General features: G+C 44.1%; 25 protein-coding genes. All 25 read right to left on the bottom strand.

Features of this window, described 5'->3' with window-relative positions:
• Positions 1 to 4: 4 nt before the first annotated feature.
• The 25 genes from rpsM to tuf all read right to left on the bottom strand — a co-directional run bounded on the left by rpsM (position 5) and on the right by tuf (position 12,233).
• Positions 5 to 370: a 30S ribosomal protein S13 gene (gene rpsM, locus ACTTJ8_RS07295; RefSeq protein WP_314995006.1), complete on the bottom strand. Its 366-nt coding sequence runs from the start codon at positions 368 to 370 to the stop codon at positions 5 to 7.
• Between the two features lie 16 nt (positions 371 to 386).
• On the bottom strand, positions 387 to 500 hold the full coding sequence (gene rpmJ, locus ACTTJ8_RS07290) for a 50S ribosomal protein L36 (protein WP_002672206.1): 114 nt from the start codon (positions 498 to 500) through the stop codon (positions 387 to 389).
• Positions 501 to 542: 42 nt separating this feature from the next.
• Positions 543 to 1,862 (bottom strand): preprotein translocase subunit SecY, encoded by a 1,320-nt coding sequence (gene secY, locus ACTTJ8_RS07285; protein ID WP_442716224.1) that lies wholly within the window; start codon positions 1,860 to 1,862, stop codon positions 543 to 545.
• Positions 1,863 to 1,879: 17 nt separating this feature from the next.
• On the bottom strand, positions 1,880 to 2,332 hold the full coding sequence (gene rplO / locus ACTTJ8_RS07280) for a 50S ribosomal protein L15 (RefSeq protein ID WP_442716223.1): 453 nt from the start codon (positions 2,330 to 2,332) through the stop codon (positions 1,880 to 1,882).
• Positions 2,332 to 2,517 carry a 50S ribosomal protein L30 gene (gene rpmD / locus ACTTJ8_RS07275; RefSeq protein ID WP_442716222.1) on the bottom strand — a complete coding sequence of 62 codons (186 nt, stop codon included), beginning with the start codon at positions 2,515 to 2,517 and terminating at the stop codon, positions 2,332 to 2,334. The genes rplO and rpmD overlap by 1 nt, the downstream gene beginning before the upstream one ends.
• Positions 2,518 to 2,520: 3 nt before the next feature.
• Positions 2,521 to 3,042 carry a 30S ribosomal protein S5 gene (gene rpsE, locus ACTTJ8_RS07270; protein WP_442716221.1) on the bottom strand — a complete coding sequence of 174 codons (522 nt, stop codon included), beginning with the start codon at positions 3,040 to 3,042 and terminating at the stop codon, positions 2,521 to 2,523.
• A gap of 8 nt (positions 3,043 to 3,050) precedes the next feature.
• A complete protein-coding gene (rplR, locus tag ACTTJ8_RS07265) occupies positions 3,051 to 3,413 on the bottom strand; it encodes a 50S ribosomal protein L18 (RefSeq protein ID WP_442716220.1) in 363 nt (120 codons plus the stop codon).
• 11 nt (positions 3,414 to 3,424) lie between these two features.
• Entirely contained in the window at positions 3,425 to 3,967 is a 543-nt protein-coding gene (gene rplF, locus ACTTJ8_RS07260; RefSeq protein WP_442716219.1) for a 50S ribosomal protein L6, read from the bottom strand.
• 9 nt (positions 3,968 to 3,976) lie between these two features.
• Positions 3,977 to 4,375: a 30S ribosomal protein S8 gene (rpsH, locus tag ACTTJ8_RS07255; RefSeq protein WP_442716218.1), complete on the bottom strand. Its 399-nt coding sequence runs from the start codon at positions 4,373 to 4,375 to the stop codon at positions 3,977 to 3,979.
• Positions 4,376 to 4,385: 10 nt separating this feature from the next.
• Positions 4,386 to 4,571, bottom strand: a complete 186-nt coding sequence (locus ACTTJ8_RS07250; protein ID WP_442716217.1) for a type Z 30S ribosomal protein S14 — start codon at positions 4,569 to 4,571, stop codon at positions 4,386 to 4,388.
• An 11-nt stretch (positions 4,572 to 4,582) separates the two neighbouring features.
• Positions 4,583 to 5,134 (bottom strand): 50S ribosomal protein L5, encoded by a 552-nt coding sequence (gene rplE / locus ACTTJ8_RS07245; RefSeq protein WP_442716216.1) that lies wholly within the window; start codon positions 5,132 to 5,134, stop codon positions 4,583 to 4,585.
• A complete protein-coding gene (gene rplX, locus ACTTJ8_RS07240) occupies positions 5,134 to 5,448 on the bottom strand; it encodes a 50S ribosomal protein L24 (RefSeq protein ID WP_442716240.1) in 315 nt (104 codons plus the stop codon). The genes rplE and rplX overlap by 1 nt, the downstream gene beginning before the upstream one ends.
• Positions 5,449 to 5,463: 15 nt before the next feature.
• Positions 5,464 to 5,832, bottom strand: coding sequence for a 50S ribosomal protein L14 (gene rplN / locus ACTTJ8_RS07235; protein WP_442716215.1), 369 nt, complete (start codon positions 5,830 to 5,832; stop codon positions 5,464 to 5,466).
• Between the two features lie 21 nt (positions 5,833 to 5,853).
• Positions 5,854 to 6,126, bottom strand: coding sequence for a 30S ribosomal protein S17 (gene rpsQ / locus ACTTJ8_RS07230; RefSeq protein WP_442716214.1), 273 nt, complete (start codon positions 6,124 to 6,126; stop codon positions 5,854 to 5,856).
• Positions 6,127 to 6,136: 10 nt separating this feature from the next.
• On the bottom strand, positions 6,137 to 6,343 hold the full coding sequence (rpmC, locus tag ACTTJ8_RS07225) for a 50S ribosomal protein L29 (protein ID WP_442716213.1): 207 nt from the start codon (positions 6,341 to 6,343) through the stop codon (positions 6,137 to 6,139).
• A 15-nt stretch (positions 6,344 to 6,358) separates the two neighbouring features.
• Positions 6,359 to 6,778, bottom strand: coding sequence for a 50S ribosomal protein L16 (gene rplP / locus ACTTJ8_RS07220; protein WP_442716212.1), 420 nt, complete (start codon positions 6,776 to 6,778; stop codon positions 6,359 to 6,361).
• A gap of 3 nt (positions 6,779 to 6,781) precedes the next feature.
• Positions 6,782 to 7,522, bottom strand: a complete 741-nt coding sequence (gene rpsC, locus ACTTJ8_RS07215) for a 30S ribosomal protein S3 (protein ID WP_442716211.1) — start codon at positions 7,520 to 7,522, stop codon at positions 6,782 to 6,784.
• Between the two features lie 2 nt (positions 7,523 to 7,524).
• Complete coding sequence (gene rplV / locus ACTTJ8_RS07210) at positions 7,525 to 7,881, bottom strand: 50S ribosomal protein L22 (RefSeq protein ID WP_442716210.1); 357 nt, start codon at positions 7,879 to 7,881, stop codon at positions 7,525 to 7,527.
• A 9-nt stretch (positions 7,882 to 7,890) separates the two neighbouring features.
• Positions 7,891 to 8,181, bottom strand: a complete 291-nt coding sequence (gene rpsS, locus ACTTJ8_RS07205) for a 30S ribosomal protein S19 (RefSeq protein ID WP_442716209.1) — start codon at positions 8,179 to 8,181, stop codon at positions 7,891 to 7,893.
• Positions 8,182 to 8,191: 10 nt separating this feature from the next.
• A complete protein-coding gene (gene rplB, locus ACTTJ8_RS07200; protein ID WP_442720755.1) occupies positions 8,192 to 9,013 on the bottom strand; it encodes a 50S ribosomal protein L2 in 822 nt (273 codons plus the stop codon).
• Between the two features lie 31 nt (positions 9,014 to 9,044).
• Positions 9,045 to 9,329, bottom strand: a complete 285-nt coding sequence (locus tag ACTTJ8_RS07195; RefSeq protein ID WP_442716207.1) for a 50S ribosomal protein L23 — start codon at positions 9,327 to 9,329, stop codon at positions 9,045 to 9,047.
• A complete protein-coding gene (gene rplD / locus ACTTJ8_RS07190; protein ID WP_442720754.1) occupies positions 9,329 to 9,964 on the bottom strand; it encodes a 50S ribosomal protein L4 in 636 nt (211 codons plus the stop codon). The genes ACTTJ8_RS07195 and rplD overlap by 1 nt, the downstream gene beginning before the upstream one ends.
• 15 nt (positions 9,965 to 9,979) lie before the next feature.
• Positions 9,980 to 10,606 (bottom strand): 50S ribosomal protein L3, encoded by a 627-nt coding sequence (gene rplC / locus ACTTJ8_RS07185; RefSeq protein ID WP_442716205.1) that lies wholly within the window; start codon positions 10,604 to 10,606, stop codon positions 9,980 to 9,982.
• Positions 10,607 to 10,678: 72 nt separating this feature from the next.
• Entirely contained in the window at positions 10,679 to 10,987 is a 309-nt protein-coding gene (rpsJ, locus tag ACTTJ8_RS07180) for a 30S ribosomal protein S10 (RefSeq protein WP_442716204.1), read from the bottom strand.
• 58 nt (positions 10,988 to 11,045) lie between these two features.
• Positions 11,046 to 12,233 (bottom strand): elongation factor Tu, encoded by a 1,188-nt coding sequence (gene tuf, locus ACTTJ8_RS07175; protein WP_442716203.1) that lies wholly within the window; start codon positions 12,231 to 12,233, stop codon positions 11,046 to 11,048.
• Between the last annotated feature and the right edge of the window lie 512 nt (positions 12,234 to 12,745).

The raw sequence follows: 12,745 nt of genomic DNA, 5'->3' as shown, positions 1-12,745 counted from the left end.
GAAATTACTTCTTCTTACCAGCAACGGTCTTTTTCTTACCCTTGCGAGTACGGGAATTCGTTCTAGTCCGTTGACCGCGGACAGGCAAACCTTTTCTATGCCGAAGACCGCGGTAGCATCCGATATCCATCAAGCGCTTGATATTCAAAGCAATTTCGGTACGAAGCCGTCCTTCAACCTTATAATCTTGATCGATTACTGCACGGATAGCGGCAAGCTCATCCTGATTCAAATCATTGATCATCCGCATCGGATCAATCTTCGATTTTTCGCAAATTACCTTCGCTGATGAATGAGATATACCATAGATATACGTCAACGCAATATTAACATGTTTATTGGGGAGGTCGACCCCAGATATACGAGCCATTCTTCAGATTCCTCCATTAGCCTTGGCGTTGTTTATGTTTGGGATTTGTACAGATAATACGCACAATACCATTGCGCTTAATAACCTTACATTTATCGCAAATAGGCTTTACACTGGTTCTTACTTTCATATGTTTTTCTCCTTAATAAAAGAATAACCTTTTACCGAAATACTACAGATTCCGTGATCTGAGCTTTCCTCGCTTAACCAACCCCTCGTGATGGTGCATTTTAAGCTGTGCTTCAATTTGACTCATAGTATCAAGGTCAACACCAACCAAGATAAGCAATGAAGTACCGCCCATCAGCATCGAAATCGACTGAGGGAAGCCGAAAATGGTCTGTATTACGGTCGGCAAGACAGCAATCAGCGCCAAGTACAGAGACCCCGGCAAAATCAACCGGTTTAATATCTTTTGCAGATATTCCTCGGTTTTATCAGTCCGTATTCCGGGGATTGAACCGCCGTTTTCTCTTATCTGCTTTGCAATTTCAGTGGGGTTTAACGAAATCTGCGTATAAAAATATGCAAAGAACACGATAAGGAGTAAATACAAAATATTATACCACCAGCCGTTCGGACGCAAAAATTGAGCCAGACTATTAAGCCAGCGCACATTCGGCCCTATCGTTGTTGCAATCGAAATCGGGAAAGTTAGAAACGATGATGCAAAGATAATTGGAATAACACCCGAAGGATTGATCTTAAACGGAATATAGGTATTTTGTCCGCCATACATTTTCCGTCCGACAACCCGCTTAGCATAGTGCACCGGTATTTTCCGTTGTCCTTGCTGTTCATAAACAACCAGTACGATAATACCAACGAACATAATCAATGCAATAACTACAAACACAAGGTTCAATTCCCCCAACCGTACTAAACGGATCATCTGGGAAATTGCATGAGGCAACCGCACGATAATACCGGCAAAAATAATGATAGAAACACCATTGCCGATACCGCGCGCCGTAATCTGCTCACCAAGCCATACTGTAATCATTGTACCTGTCGTTACGGTCAACATTGTAACGAAGATATACATAAACCTGCTTTGCAGTACAATTGCGCCGGGAATGGAATTTGCGTAGAAAGTTACCGCATACGACTGAATGAGAGCAACAAATACGGTAAGAATACGAGTCCAGACCTGAATCTTTTTCCTACCGCCATCGTCTTCCGCAATCTTCTTTAAACTCGGAAATACAAACAACGCAAGCTGCATCAAAATCTGTGTTGAAATATACGGCATTACCCCAAGCATGAACACAGAAAAGTTGGAAAACGCCCCGCCGACAAAAAAATCCATATAGTCGACAAAGGCATTTCCGCGCACCTGTGATTGGAAATATGCTGATAAAGCATGAGGGTCGATACCGGGAATCGTCAGAACCGATCCCAAGCGGAAGACTACCAAAATCCCAATCGTAAACAGGATGCGGTCGCGCAGTTCTTTTATCCGAAATACATTTACAAATGCATTGTTAGCCATGTATTAAGCCCGCCCGTTTAGCCGTTCTTTTTAACGACCGTACCGCCGGCTTGTTCAATCTTAGCCTGTGCCTGTGCGGAAACTTTATCTACATCAACTGTCAATTTCTTTGTAAGATCGCCGGATGCAAGGATTTTTACCAATCCTCCCTGCTTTTTTACCAGCCCTTTTGCTCTCAGCGTTTCTCTATTAACAGTTTCCCCATCAGAATATTTTGCATCAAGTACAAATAAATTTACAACCAGATACTCTTTCTTGAAAGGATAATTAGAAAAGCCTTTTTTTGCAACACGGCGATAGAGCGGCATCTGTCCGCCTTCAAATCCGATATACGTTTTGCCACCGGATCGCGCATTTTGCCCTTTATTTCCTTTGCCAGCGGTAGTTCCCCGACCGGATGAAGAACCGCGCCCTACAATGCGCTTTTTCTTGTTTGCACCTCTCGGCGCATTCAATATAAAATCAGACATTAATCAAGCTCCTCTGTTTCAACTAAGTGAGAAACCGCCCGTACCATACCCAAGATGGCGGGAGAAGCGGAGTGCTCAACTACGGAATGTAACTTACCAAGCCCTAAGGAACGAACGGTTGCACGAACCGGCTGCTTTTGTCCAATAGTGCTTTTTACTAATGTAATCCGAATCTTCTTTTCCATAGTTTACCCCCAGACATCCGTAATAGATTTTCCGCGGTTTTTAGCAATGGTCTTTGCATCCATCAATCCTGATGCAGCTTCAAAAGTAGCACGAACAACATTGACAGCAGAGTTAGAGCCTAATGACTTTGAAAGCACATTCGTTGCCCCTGCAGCTTCCATAATCGCACGGATTGTACCGCCTGCAATAATTCCAGTACCGGAACGTGCCGGACGAAGCAGTACTGATGACCCCTTAAACTTAGCTTGCACTTCATGCGGGATCGTACCGTTTTTCAGCGGAATATGGATCATATTCGCTTTTGCTTTTTCAATACTCTTTTTGATAGCCTGACTTACATCATTTGCCTTACCAAAACCATAACCAACGTGTCCATTCTGATCTCCGACAACCGTCAATGCAGAAAAAGAGAAACGGCGACCGCCCTTTACTACCTTTGCAGTCCGGTTTAATTTAACCAGTTTTTCCACCAGTTCCTTTTCACGATGCGAACTGTCTCTGTTAAAATCTTTCTGACGATCCATATCCGCTCCTAGAAATTTATTCCCGCTTTCCGGGCGCCATCTGCAACCGCCTGCACCACACCGTGATACAGATAGCCGTTTCGATCAAAAACGACAGCAGTAATATTTTTTTCCTTGAGGCGGCGACCAATCTCTTCACCGATCTTTGCCCCAGATTCAATGTTTGCTTTCAACGGCTTAAAGTCTTTTTCAAGCGTTGAAACCGCAGCAATAGTAACACGGGCATCATCATCGATTACCTGTACAGAAATATTCTTATTACTACGGAAGACTGTCAGCCGCGGCCGTTCCGCTGTTCCATAAATCCGTTTGCGGATATGAACCTTGCGCTTAAATCTCTTTCTATCTTTCTCGACTCGCTTTTTAAACATAGCACCTGTCCTTATTTAACACCAGTCTTACCGACTTTACGCTTAATAACTTCGGTCTCATAACGAATACCTTTTCCTTTGTAGGGTTCAGGCAATCGGAGCTTACGGATCTGCGCAGCAAATTCACCGACCTTTTCCTTATCGATACCGGAGATAATCACCTTATTTCCTTGCGGCTCAACCTTTACCTCTATGCCTTCCGGGATAATCGCGATAAAATCATTCGAATACCCTAAAGCCATTACAAGAAGTTTTCCTTGTACCTCAGCACGGTAACCAACGCCGTTAATAACCAATGTCTTTGAAAAACCTTGGCTAACGCCAACTACCATATTGTGGATAAGATTTCGGTAAAGACCGTGAAAAGAACGGGCTTCCTTTGTTTCATTCACACGGGTAACAGAAACAGCTGCATCTTCAAGCTTAACTTGTACCATTGCGTTGTATGAACGAGAAAGCTTTCCTTTCGGACCTTCAACAGTCAACGAGTTATCAGCGATGGTAACCTTTACTCCGGCAGGAATTGCTACCGGTAATTTTCCAATTCTTGACACAGTAGCCTCCTACCAAACCTTACAGATAAGCTCCCCGCCTACCTGTTTCTCGCTTGCATGTTTTCCGGTTATAACACCAACCGATGTAGAAAGAATAAGAGTACCGTATCCATTATAGACACGCGGCAGCATCTTATACCCTGAATACACCCGGCGGCCGGGAGTTGATACTCTTTCAATACCATGGATAACGGAAGATTCGTTATCGTCATATTTCAAGAACATCCGGATTGTATTTTCACCGGACTCATTAAGCCGCTTAAAATTTTTAATAAAACCTTCTGTCTTTAAAATCTTTACAATTTCAAGCTTTAATTTTGAAGAAGGCACATCTACTTTCTCATGACCGGCTGCCGCTGCATTCCGAATCTTTGTAAGCATATCTGCGACGGGATCTGAAACGCTCATTTTCTACCTCCTACCAACTTGATTTTGTAACGCCAGGAATCTGACCTTCACTTGCTAATTTGCGAAAACAAATACGGCACATTTGAAACTTCCGCATATATCCGCGCGGGCGACCGCATACTCTGCATCGATTGTATTGGCGGGTGGAATATTTCGGTGTGCTATTTGCTTTATTTATCATTGCTGTTGTTGCCATGAAAACCTCTCTTACTTTCTAAAGGGCATACCGAATTTCGAAAGAAGCGAGTAAGCCTCTTTATCGGTTCGTGCTGTCGTAACGACATTGATATTCAGCCCGGCAATCTTTTCGATCTTATCGAAGTCGATTTCAGGGAAAATAATCTGCTCGGTAATGCCGAGTGAATAATTTCCCCTACCGTCAAAGCCATTAGGATTAACTCCGCGGAAGTCTTTAACACGAGGAAGCGCAATATTAATAAAGCGATCCAAGAACTCATACATCTTGGCACCGCGTAATGTCACCATTGCACCGATTTCGTATCCTTCCCGCAGTTTGAAGTTTGCAATGCTCTTCTTAGCTCTTGTCTTCACAGCCTTTTGACCGGTAATAATACCAAGATCAGTTACAGCCGCATCAAGCAACTTTTTATTGGTTAAAGCTTCACCAACACCCATACTGAGCACTATTTTAACAAGCTTCGGCACCTGCATAACGGTTGTATATCCAAATTCTTTCGTAAGCTCAGGCGTTATCGTTTCCGTATAGATTTTCTTAAGCCGTGGTACATAATCACTCATTATAATACTTCTCCACTCTTACGGCAAACACGTACTTTTTTATCGCCGTCAATCTTATATCCAATGCGTGTTGCACCGCTCTTTTTACCAACTATCATCACATTTGAAATGTGTATCGGCATTTCGATTTCAACAATTCCGCCCTGATCCTGTTGAGAACGCTTGCGCAACGCTTTCTTGCCCATATTGATACCTTGAACAAGAACGCACTGTTTTTCAGGCAGCACCCGCACCACAGCACCGCGCTTGCCTTTTTCACTTCCGGCAATAACTTCTACCGTATCGTTCTTGCGGATCTTGATTTTTCCTTTCATCATTATTCAATCTCCTTATAGAACTTCAGGGGCAAGTGATACGATTTTCATAAAATCCATATCACGCAGCTCACGTGCGACCGGTCCAAACACACGCTTACCCTTAGGGTTTTTATTCGCATCAACTAACACACATGCATTATCATCAAAGCGGATATAGGTGCCATCAGGACGACGATATTCTTTAGAAACACGCACAATAACAGCTTTTTCTACAGAACCCTTTTTAATTGTTGAAGTAGGCAGCGCATCTTTCACTGCTACTACAATAATATCACCGATACCGGCGTACCGGCGGTGCGTACCGCCAAGTACTTTGATACACTCTACAATCTTTGCACCCGAGTTATCGGCAACGTTTAATCTTGTTTCTACTTGAACCATAATATAGACGCTCCTTACTCGTTATTTTGCACGTTCCACAATTTCCGCCAAACGCCAGCATTTTTCTTTACTGATCGGACGGGTCTCTACAATACGCACCGTATCCCCAATATGGGCTGTATTCTGTTCGTCATGCGCCTTATACTTTTTTGTATTCAACACATACTTTTTATACAGCCGATGAAGTTTTTTGGTAGCAACTTGAACGACAATGGTCTTATCCATTTTATCGCTGGTTACTAGGCCAACAAACTCGCGGTTCCCGGATTTCTTTTTTGCCGTTGTTTCTTCCACGGGCCTGCTCCTACTCTGCACTTACACCGGCTAATTCTTTTTGCCGGATAAATGTGTTCAGCGCTGCAATTTCGCGGCGCATAGTTCGTTTCAGCATAGGGTTTTCCACATGTCCCACTACAAACTGAAACCTCAAATCCATATATTTCTGCTTAAGCTCAGTTCTCTTTGCCTGTAACTCAGCAAGAGAAAGATCTTTATAATTTGTCTTTTTCATTCCGCAGACCCCACCTTAGTTCTCACGCGGCTGTTCAGCAAAGCGTGTTTTAAATGGCAGCTTGCTGCCTGCCAACCGCATTGCCTCTTCTGCAAGCGAACGATCAATACCGGTAAGCTCAAAAAGGACGGTACCCGGCTTTACAACCGCAACCCAGTATTCGGGAGCACCTTTTCCTTTACCCATACGTGTTTCAGCAGGCTTCTTTGTATACGGCTTGTCGGGGAATACACGTATCCACAGTTTGCCGCCGCGCTTTACCTTCCTGTTCAAAGCAACACGAGCTGCTTCCAGCTGGCGATTAGTAAGCCAAAAGGGTTCAAGCGAAACCAAGGCATAATCACCAAAGTCAATATGATTACACCGTGTTGCGTTTCCCTTAACTCTACCGCGCTGAATTTTGCGGTATTTTACTCTCTTAGGACTTAAAGCCATTGCTTAATCCCTCCCTGCTTCCGCACGTTCACCACGACCTTTATCTGACCGGGGAGCACGCTCTTTGCGCTGTTTTTTCAATAACAAACCAGCATCATCTTTTTGATCACTGCCGTACATCATACCGCTGTAGAGCCAAACTTTTACGCCGATTTTCCCATAAGTTGTATGAGCTTCTGCAAAACCGTAGTCAATGTCAGCACGAAGTGTATGCAGCGGGATGCGCCCCTCTTTCATTTCTTCAGTACGAGACATTTCCGCACCGCCAAGCCGTCCTGAAACACGGATCTTTATTCCCTGAGCGCCAGCTTTCATTGTAGAAAAACAGCCCTGCTTGAGCGCTTTCCGGAAAGAAGCACGTCCCATTAACTGGCGCGCTACATTCTGTGCTACAAGAGAAGCATTCAGCTCTGCCCGTTTTACTTCTTTGATCTTGATCTGAACTTTTTTATTCAATTCTTTTTGAATAATAGCCCCGATCTTTTCAATATTGGCACCTTTTGTTCCGATAATAACGCCCGGCCGTGCAGTATGGATAACAATCGTTACCCGCTGAGGATGACGGATAATTTCAATATCCGCAACATCTGCATTTTTACACTCCGGCAGCGTCTGAAGCATTGCACGGATTTTCAAATCTTCATGCAATAAATCAGCATATTCTCTTGGACTTGCATACCAGCGAGACGACCATGTTTTGTTAATTCCAAGTCTTAACCCGATAGGGTTTACTTTCTGTCCCATATCTATGCTCCCGCCTTCTCGTCAACTATTACCGTGATGTGACACATCCGTTTTAATTGGACATCCGCACGCCCGCGACCACGGCACCATAGGCGCTTGAGTCTCGGCCCTTCATCAATACGGATTTCTTTGATATACAGCATATCTTCATCAAGCTTTTTATTGTTATTTAATGCATTCGATGCAGCAGATTTTACCGTTTGAGAAATCAGCGAAGCACCTTTTTGAGGCATATGCTCTAAAATTGCCATCGCTTCAGTATACGATCTACGCTTGATAACATTTGCTACTGGACGAACTTTTGTCGGAGAAGCTATAAAATATTTTATTGTAGCACGGTAACCGTTTTTTTCAGCCATCTTTCCCACCTATTTCTTTCCAGCCTTCTTGTCAGAGCCGCCGTGCCCGCGGAAAATACGGGTAGGGGCAAACTCGCCAAGCTTATGCCCAACAAACTCCTCTGTGATATACACAGGGATCCATGACTTACCATTATACACCGAAATAGTAAAACCAACCATCTCCGGTATGATCGTAGAACAGCGAGAGTAAGACTTCACCATCCGTTTGGACTTCTGATCTCCCGTCTTGCTCATTTCAACAACCTTTTTGTACAGGCTTTTTTCTACAAAAGGTCCTTTCTTAACAGATCTTGACATTCTTTACTCCCTACTTCCGCCGTGAAACAATAAACCGGTCTGAAGTATTCTTCTTCTTGCGGGTCTTATATCCCTTACACGGCTGTCCCCACGGTGTAACAGGATTGCGTCCCTTTCCGCGACCTTCACCACCACCAAGCGGGTGATCAACAGGGTTCATAGCCATACCGCGTACAGAAGGACGAACACCGCGCCACCGAGCACGACCGGCTTTTCCCAAATTGATATTCATATGATCGGCATTACCAACTTCGCCAATCGTTGCATAACATTTTTTATGCACCAACCGGGTTTCACCTGATGGAAGCCGTAATGTTACATAATCGCCTTCCTTCGCAGCAATAAGAGCAGCGGCACCAGCAGAACGAGCCATCTGCCCACCCTTACCCAGTGTCAACTCAACGTTATGTACAGTGAAGCCAACCGGTATGGACTCAAGCGGTAATGCGTTGGCTAATTCAAGCGCAGCCATTGTACCGCTCATAATCTTCTGACCGATCTTCAACCCCTTGGGAGCAAGAATATATCGTTTTTCACCATCAGCATAAAAAATCAATGCGATATTTGCACTGCGGTTCGGATCATATTCAATCGTCCGAACAGTCCCGGGAATACCGTATTTATTCCGCTTAAAATCAATCTCACGATATTTCCGTTTATGTCCGCCACCCTGATGCCGAACAGAAATGCGTCCATTACTATCACGTCCCGCATTTGACTTTTTTCCTGTTGTAAGGCTTTTTTCAGGCTTTTGCGCAGTAATCTCATCCCGAAGCAAGTCAACCCGACCGCGCATACCTGGTGTTATAGGCTTATATAATTTAAGAGCCATTTGTTTTTCCCCTTCAAAGCAGCGTTAGCGCTTACGCACCTTCAAACACTTTAATCGATTCGCCTTCAGCAAGTGTCACAACAGCTTTTTTCCAGCTTGCAGTTTTTCCTGCACGATAGCGAACACGGCGCATCTTTCCATCCACATTGATAACAGCACAGCTTAGCACTTTTACATTAAAGAGCTTCCGTACCGCTTCCTTGATCTGCACTTTTGTAGACCGCGGATCAACCTTAAACACATATTTACGCTGCTCACGCATCTCATTTGATTTTTCCGTAAGCACAGGCGCTATAATAATATCAGTATATTGCATTACTCAGCCCCCTCAACTGCATAAAAACTCGAAAGATTCTTAGCAGCAGATTCAAGCATCAGTACCTTCCGTCCATAAAACAAATCATGGGCACGCAAGCGATTATACGTTAAAAACGACAATGTCGGAATATTTTTCCCTGCACGTTTCAGCATAGGATCATTATCCTTCAAAATCAGAACAGTACGTTCATCTTGAACAAATGCCTGCAAAATTTTTGCAAGGTCTTTTGTTTTACCGGTTTCAACCGTAAAATCTTCTATAACAACCAAGCGGTCATCCTGAGCAGTCTTACTCAAAATAGACTTCATAGCCAAACGCTTCGCCTTCTTAGGCATTGCATAGCTATAATCACGCGGCTTCGGTCCAAAAATCGTACCACCGCCAACCAAAAGCGGAGACTTTTTATCACCACGGCGAGCCCTGCCCGTTCCCTTTTGCTTATACGGCTTTGCATTGGAACCATTCACCTCGGCACGGCCTTTTGTACAGGCAGTACCCACACGCATATTCGCTAATTCATTTGTGATGGCATAATAGATAACATCTTCATTAACAGGCAAGCCGAACACAGCATCGTCAAGTTCTATTGTCCGCAATTCCTTACCATCAATCGAATAGACTTTCTTTTCCATTCTCTTCTCCTGCCGTTATTTTTCCCGTTTTACAGCGGATTTCAGAAACACAACCGCATCTTTCTTACCGGGAACGGAACCACGCACCATAACGACACCCAATTCAGGATCTACTTTTTCAATCCTTAAATTCTGTACAGTTACTCGTTCGGCACCCATGTGACCGGGCATTTTCACGTTTTTAAACGACCGCCCGGGACTTGTACACTGTCCTGTTGAACCGGCTTCGCGGTGAAATTTTGAACCATGAGAAGCACGTCCGCCGCCGAAACCCCAGCGTTTTACAACACCCTGAAAGCCTTTTCCCTTTGATATCGCCGTTACATCAAGATAGCGCACAGCCTCCAAGACCTCAACACCGATCTTTGCACCAACGGCAACTTCTTTATCAAAACCCCGAAATTCTTTTAAAAGACGCACAGGCGCAACGCCCTCTGCAAACTGGTTTGCATATACCTTTGAAACGCGCCCTTCTTTTAACTCACCGGCTCCCAAAACAACCGCTTCATACCCAAAATGCTCTGCATCTTTAACTGCGACAACAGTATTCGGAATTACCTGCAAAACAGTAACAGGCGTCAACCGCCCTGCTTCATCAAATAACTGGGTCATGCCGATTTTTTTACCAATCAGACCAACCATAACTCACAACTCCTTGAGAAACATCAGTTCCTCCGGTACGCACATCCTGATTAAATGCCGTCTACCATTCTTTTATTGTTTAATCTCTACATCAACCCCTGCAGAAAGCTCCAACGCCATCAGCGCATTCATCACTTCTGTAGAAGGCTCAATAATATCGATCAACCGTTTATGCGTCCTCATCTCAAACTGTTCACGCGACTTCTTATTTACGTGCGGAGAACGCAGCACCGTAAACTTGTTCACACGTGTAGGAAGCGGAATAGGCCCTAACACCTTCGCACCCACCTTCTGAACAGCCTGTACAATTGCCTTAGAACTTTGATCAACCAACTCAACATCAAACCCGCGGAGTTTTACGCGGATCTTTTCCTTAGCCATATTTCCTCCGTACAAAAACAAGCGGCTAAACGAAATCATCCAGCCGCCTTGTTTTTTATTACGCTAAAATCTCCGTAACCTGTCCAGAAGCAATAGTCCGGCCGCCTTCACGAATAGCAAGCTTCAAACCCTTGTCCATAGCAATCGGGTGTATCAGCTCACCGATAACCTTGGTATTATCACCGGGTTTAACCATATCAACTCCCTCAGGCAGGGTAATTGTTCCGGTAATATCGGTTGTTCTGAAATAGAACTGCGGGCGATACCCTGAGAAGAACGGACTATGGCGACCGCCTTCATCCTTAGAAAGCACATAAATCTGTGCTTCAAACTTGGTATGGGGCTGAATAGTACCCGGCTTAGCCAATACCTGACCTCTTTCAACCTCTTTCTTATCAATACCACGAAGCAAGAGACCAACGTTATCACCAGCCATACCCTGATCAAGCAACTTGTTGAACATTTCGATACCGGTAATAACCGTTTTCTTCGTCGGTTTAATACCAACAATCTCAACTTCTTCGTTAAGGTTGATAACACCACGTTCAATACGCCCAGTAACAACAGTACCGCGCCCGGAGATCGTGAAGATATCTTCAATCGGCATCAAGAATGGCTTTGCATCATCACGAACAGGATCAGCAAAATAACTATCCATTACCTGAAGCAACTCTTCAATACAAGCAGTGTCTTCAACAGACGCACCGTCAGCCAGCGCCTTGAATGCGGAGCCTTTGATAATAGGTGTATCCCGCGGGAAGCCGTAGGACTCAAGCGTTTCGCGAACCTCTTCCTCTACCAATTCAATCAATTCAGGATCATCAACAAGGTCAACCTTATTAAGGAATACAATAATAGCAGGAACACCAACCTGACGAGCAAGAAGAATATGCTCTTTAGTCTGCGGCATAACCGAATCGGGAGCAGAAACAACCAGAATCGCACCATCCATCTGCGCAGCACCGGTGATCATGTTCTTAACATAGTCAGCGTGTCCGGGACAGTCAATGTGTGCATAGTGGCGCTTGTCAGACTGATACTCCAAGTGGCGAGTATTGATTGTAATACCGCGAGCCTTCTCCTCCGGTGCATTATCAATCTCATCATATTTAAGAAGCTTATCACCATACTTCTTTGCACAATAAGTAGTGATTGCTGCCGAGAGAGTTGTCTTACCATGGTCAACGTGCCCAATGGTTCCAACATTCATGTGAACTTTTGTTCGTTCGAACTTATCCTTTGCCATCTAAATCCTCCTAACAGACAATAGGCAACTAACAAAACCCCGCCCATCAAACAGCGAGACCATTTCCATATCGAAATGCTAAAAATTGTTATAAACAGGAAACCGAATACAGAAAAAGAATAGAAATAGCGGATAATCAGACAGTAAAACGCCGTTTTTAAAAGACATACATAATGTAGCCCGCCATAACGATTCGACAAGCTTTATTCGGACCCACCTGATCATCATCAGACATTCTACCCTGATGACTGGTTTGGCATCCTGCAGAGTAATAGAGCAAACTCCTTAGAGCTTTAGCAAGCCCTAACACGAACACCTGCCGAACGGCTTTACGGTATCGGAAAACTCTTAAAGAATACCGGATATACAGTAAATACCTATACATCCAATTGAATGGAGTAACTATACTATTTTGAATGATAAATGTCAAGCAGCCGTGTATTTTTTTGAATAGCAAGGTAAGTTGTAAAATAAAATGCCCCAAAAAAGGAGAAAAGAAACGGTTCACCTGA

The organism is Treponema sp., assembly GCF_052169735.1.
In the GTDB taxonomy this organism is placed as follows: domain Bacteria; phylum Spirochaetota; class Spirochaetia; order Treponematales; family Treponemataceae; genus Treponema.
The sequence above is the reverse complement of the archived record's forward strand: the minus strand, read 5'-3'. Positions and strand labels throughout refer to the sequence as shown.

Excerpts from the sequence above, each read along its gene's own strand:
- rpsM (WP_314995006.1), bottom strand. The coding sequence starts at position 370 with ATGGCTCGTATATCTGGGGTCGACCTCCCCAATAAACATGTTAATATT.
- rpmJ (WP_002672206.1), bottom strand. The coding sequence starts at position 500 with ATGAAAGTAAGAACCAGTGTAAAGCCTATTTGCGATAAATGTAAGGTT.
- secY (WP_442716224.1), bottom strand. The coding sequence starts at position 1,862 with ATGGCTAACAATGCATTTGTAAATGTATTTCGGATAAAAGAACTGCGC.
- rplO (WP_442716223.1), bottom strand. The coding sequence starts at position 2,332 with ATGTCTGATTTTATATTGAATGCGCCGAGAGGTGCAAACAAGAAAAAG.
- rpmD (WP_442716222.1), bottom strand. The coding sequence starts at position 2,517 with ATGGAAAAGAAGATTCGGATTACATTAGTAAAAAGCACTATTGGACAA.
- rpsE (WP_442716221.1), bottom strand. The coding sequence starts at position 3,042 with ATGGATCGTCAGAAAGATTTTAACAGAGACAGTTCGCATCGTGAAAAG.
- rplR (WP_442716220.1), bottom strand. The coding sequence starts at position 3,413 with ATGTTTAAAAAGCGAGTCGAGAAAGATAGAAAGAGATTTAAGCGCAAG.
- rpsH (WP_442716218.1), bottom strand. The coding sequence starts at position 4,375 with ATGAGCGTTTCAGATCCCGTCGCAGATATGCTTACAAAGATTCGGAAT.
- ACTTJ8_RS07250 (WP_442716217.1), bottom strand. The coding sequence starts at position 4,571 with ATGGCAACAACAGCAATGATAAATAAAGCAAATAGCACACCGAAATAT.
- rplE (WP_442716216.1), bottom strand. The coding sequence starts at position 5,134 with ATGAGTGATTATGTACCACGGCTTAAGAAAATCTATACGGAAACGATA.
- rplX (WP_442716240.1), bottom strand. The coding sequence starts at position 5,448 with ATGAAAGGAAAAATCAAGATCCGCAAGAACGATACGGTAGAAGTTATT.
- rplN (WP_442716215.1), bottom strand. The coding sequence starts at position 5,832 with ATGGTTCAAGTAGAAACAAGATTAAACGTTGCCGATAACTCGGGTGCA.
- rpmC (WP_442716213.1), bottom strand. The coding sequence starts at position 6,343 with ATGAAAAAGACAAATTATAAAGATCTTTCTCTTGCTGAGTTACAGGCA.
- rplP (WP_442716212.1), bottom strand. The coding sequence starts at position 6,778 with ATGGCTTTAAGTCCTAAGAGAGTAAAATACCGCAAAATTCAGCGCGGT.
- rpsC (WP_442716211.1), bottom strand. The coding sequence starts at position 7,522 with ATGGGACAGAAAGTAAACCCTATCGGGTTAAGACTTGGAATTAACAAA.
- rplV (WP_442716210.1), bottom strand. The coding sequence starts at position 7,881 with ATGGCTGAAAAAAACGGTTACCGTGCTACAATAAAATATTTTATAGCT.
- rpsS (WP_442716209.1), bottom strand. The coding sequence starts at position 8,181 with ATGTCAAGATCTGTTAAGAAAGGACCTTTTGTAGAAAAAAGCCTGTAC.
- rplB (WP_442720755.1), bottom strand. The coding sequence starts at position 9,013 with ATGGCTCTTAAATTATATAAGCCTATAACACCAGGTATGCGCGGTCGG.
- ACTTJ8_RS07195 (WP_442716207.1), bottom strand. The coding sequence starts at position 9,329 with ATGCAATATACTGATATTATTATAGCGCCTGTGCTTACGGAAAAATCA.
- rplD (WP_442720754.1), bottom strand. The coding sequence starts at position 9,964 with ATGGAAAAGAAAGTCTATTCGATTGATGGTAAGGAATTGCGGACAATA.
- rplC (WP_442716205.1), bottom strand. The coding sequence starts at position 10,606 with ATGGTTGGTCTGATTGGTAAAAAAATCGGCATGACCCAGTTATTTGAT.
- rpsJ (WP_442716204.1), bottom strand. The coding sequence starts at position 10,987 with ATGGCTAAGGAAAAGATCCGCGTAAAACTCCGCGGGTTTGATGTTGAG.
- tuf (WP_442716203.1), bottom strand. The coding sequence starts at position 12,233 with ATGGCAAAGGATAAGTTCGAACGAACAAAAGTTCACATGAATGTTGGA.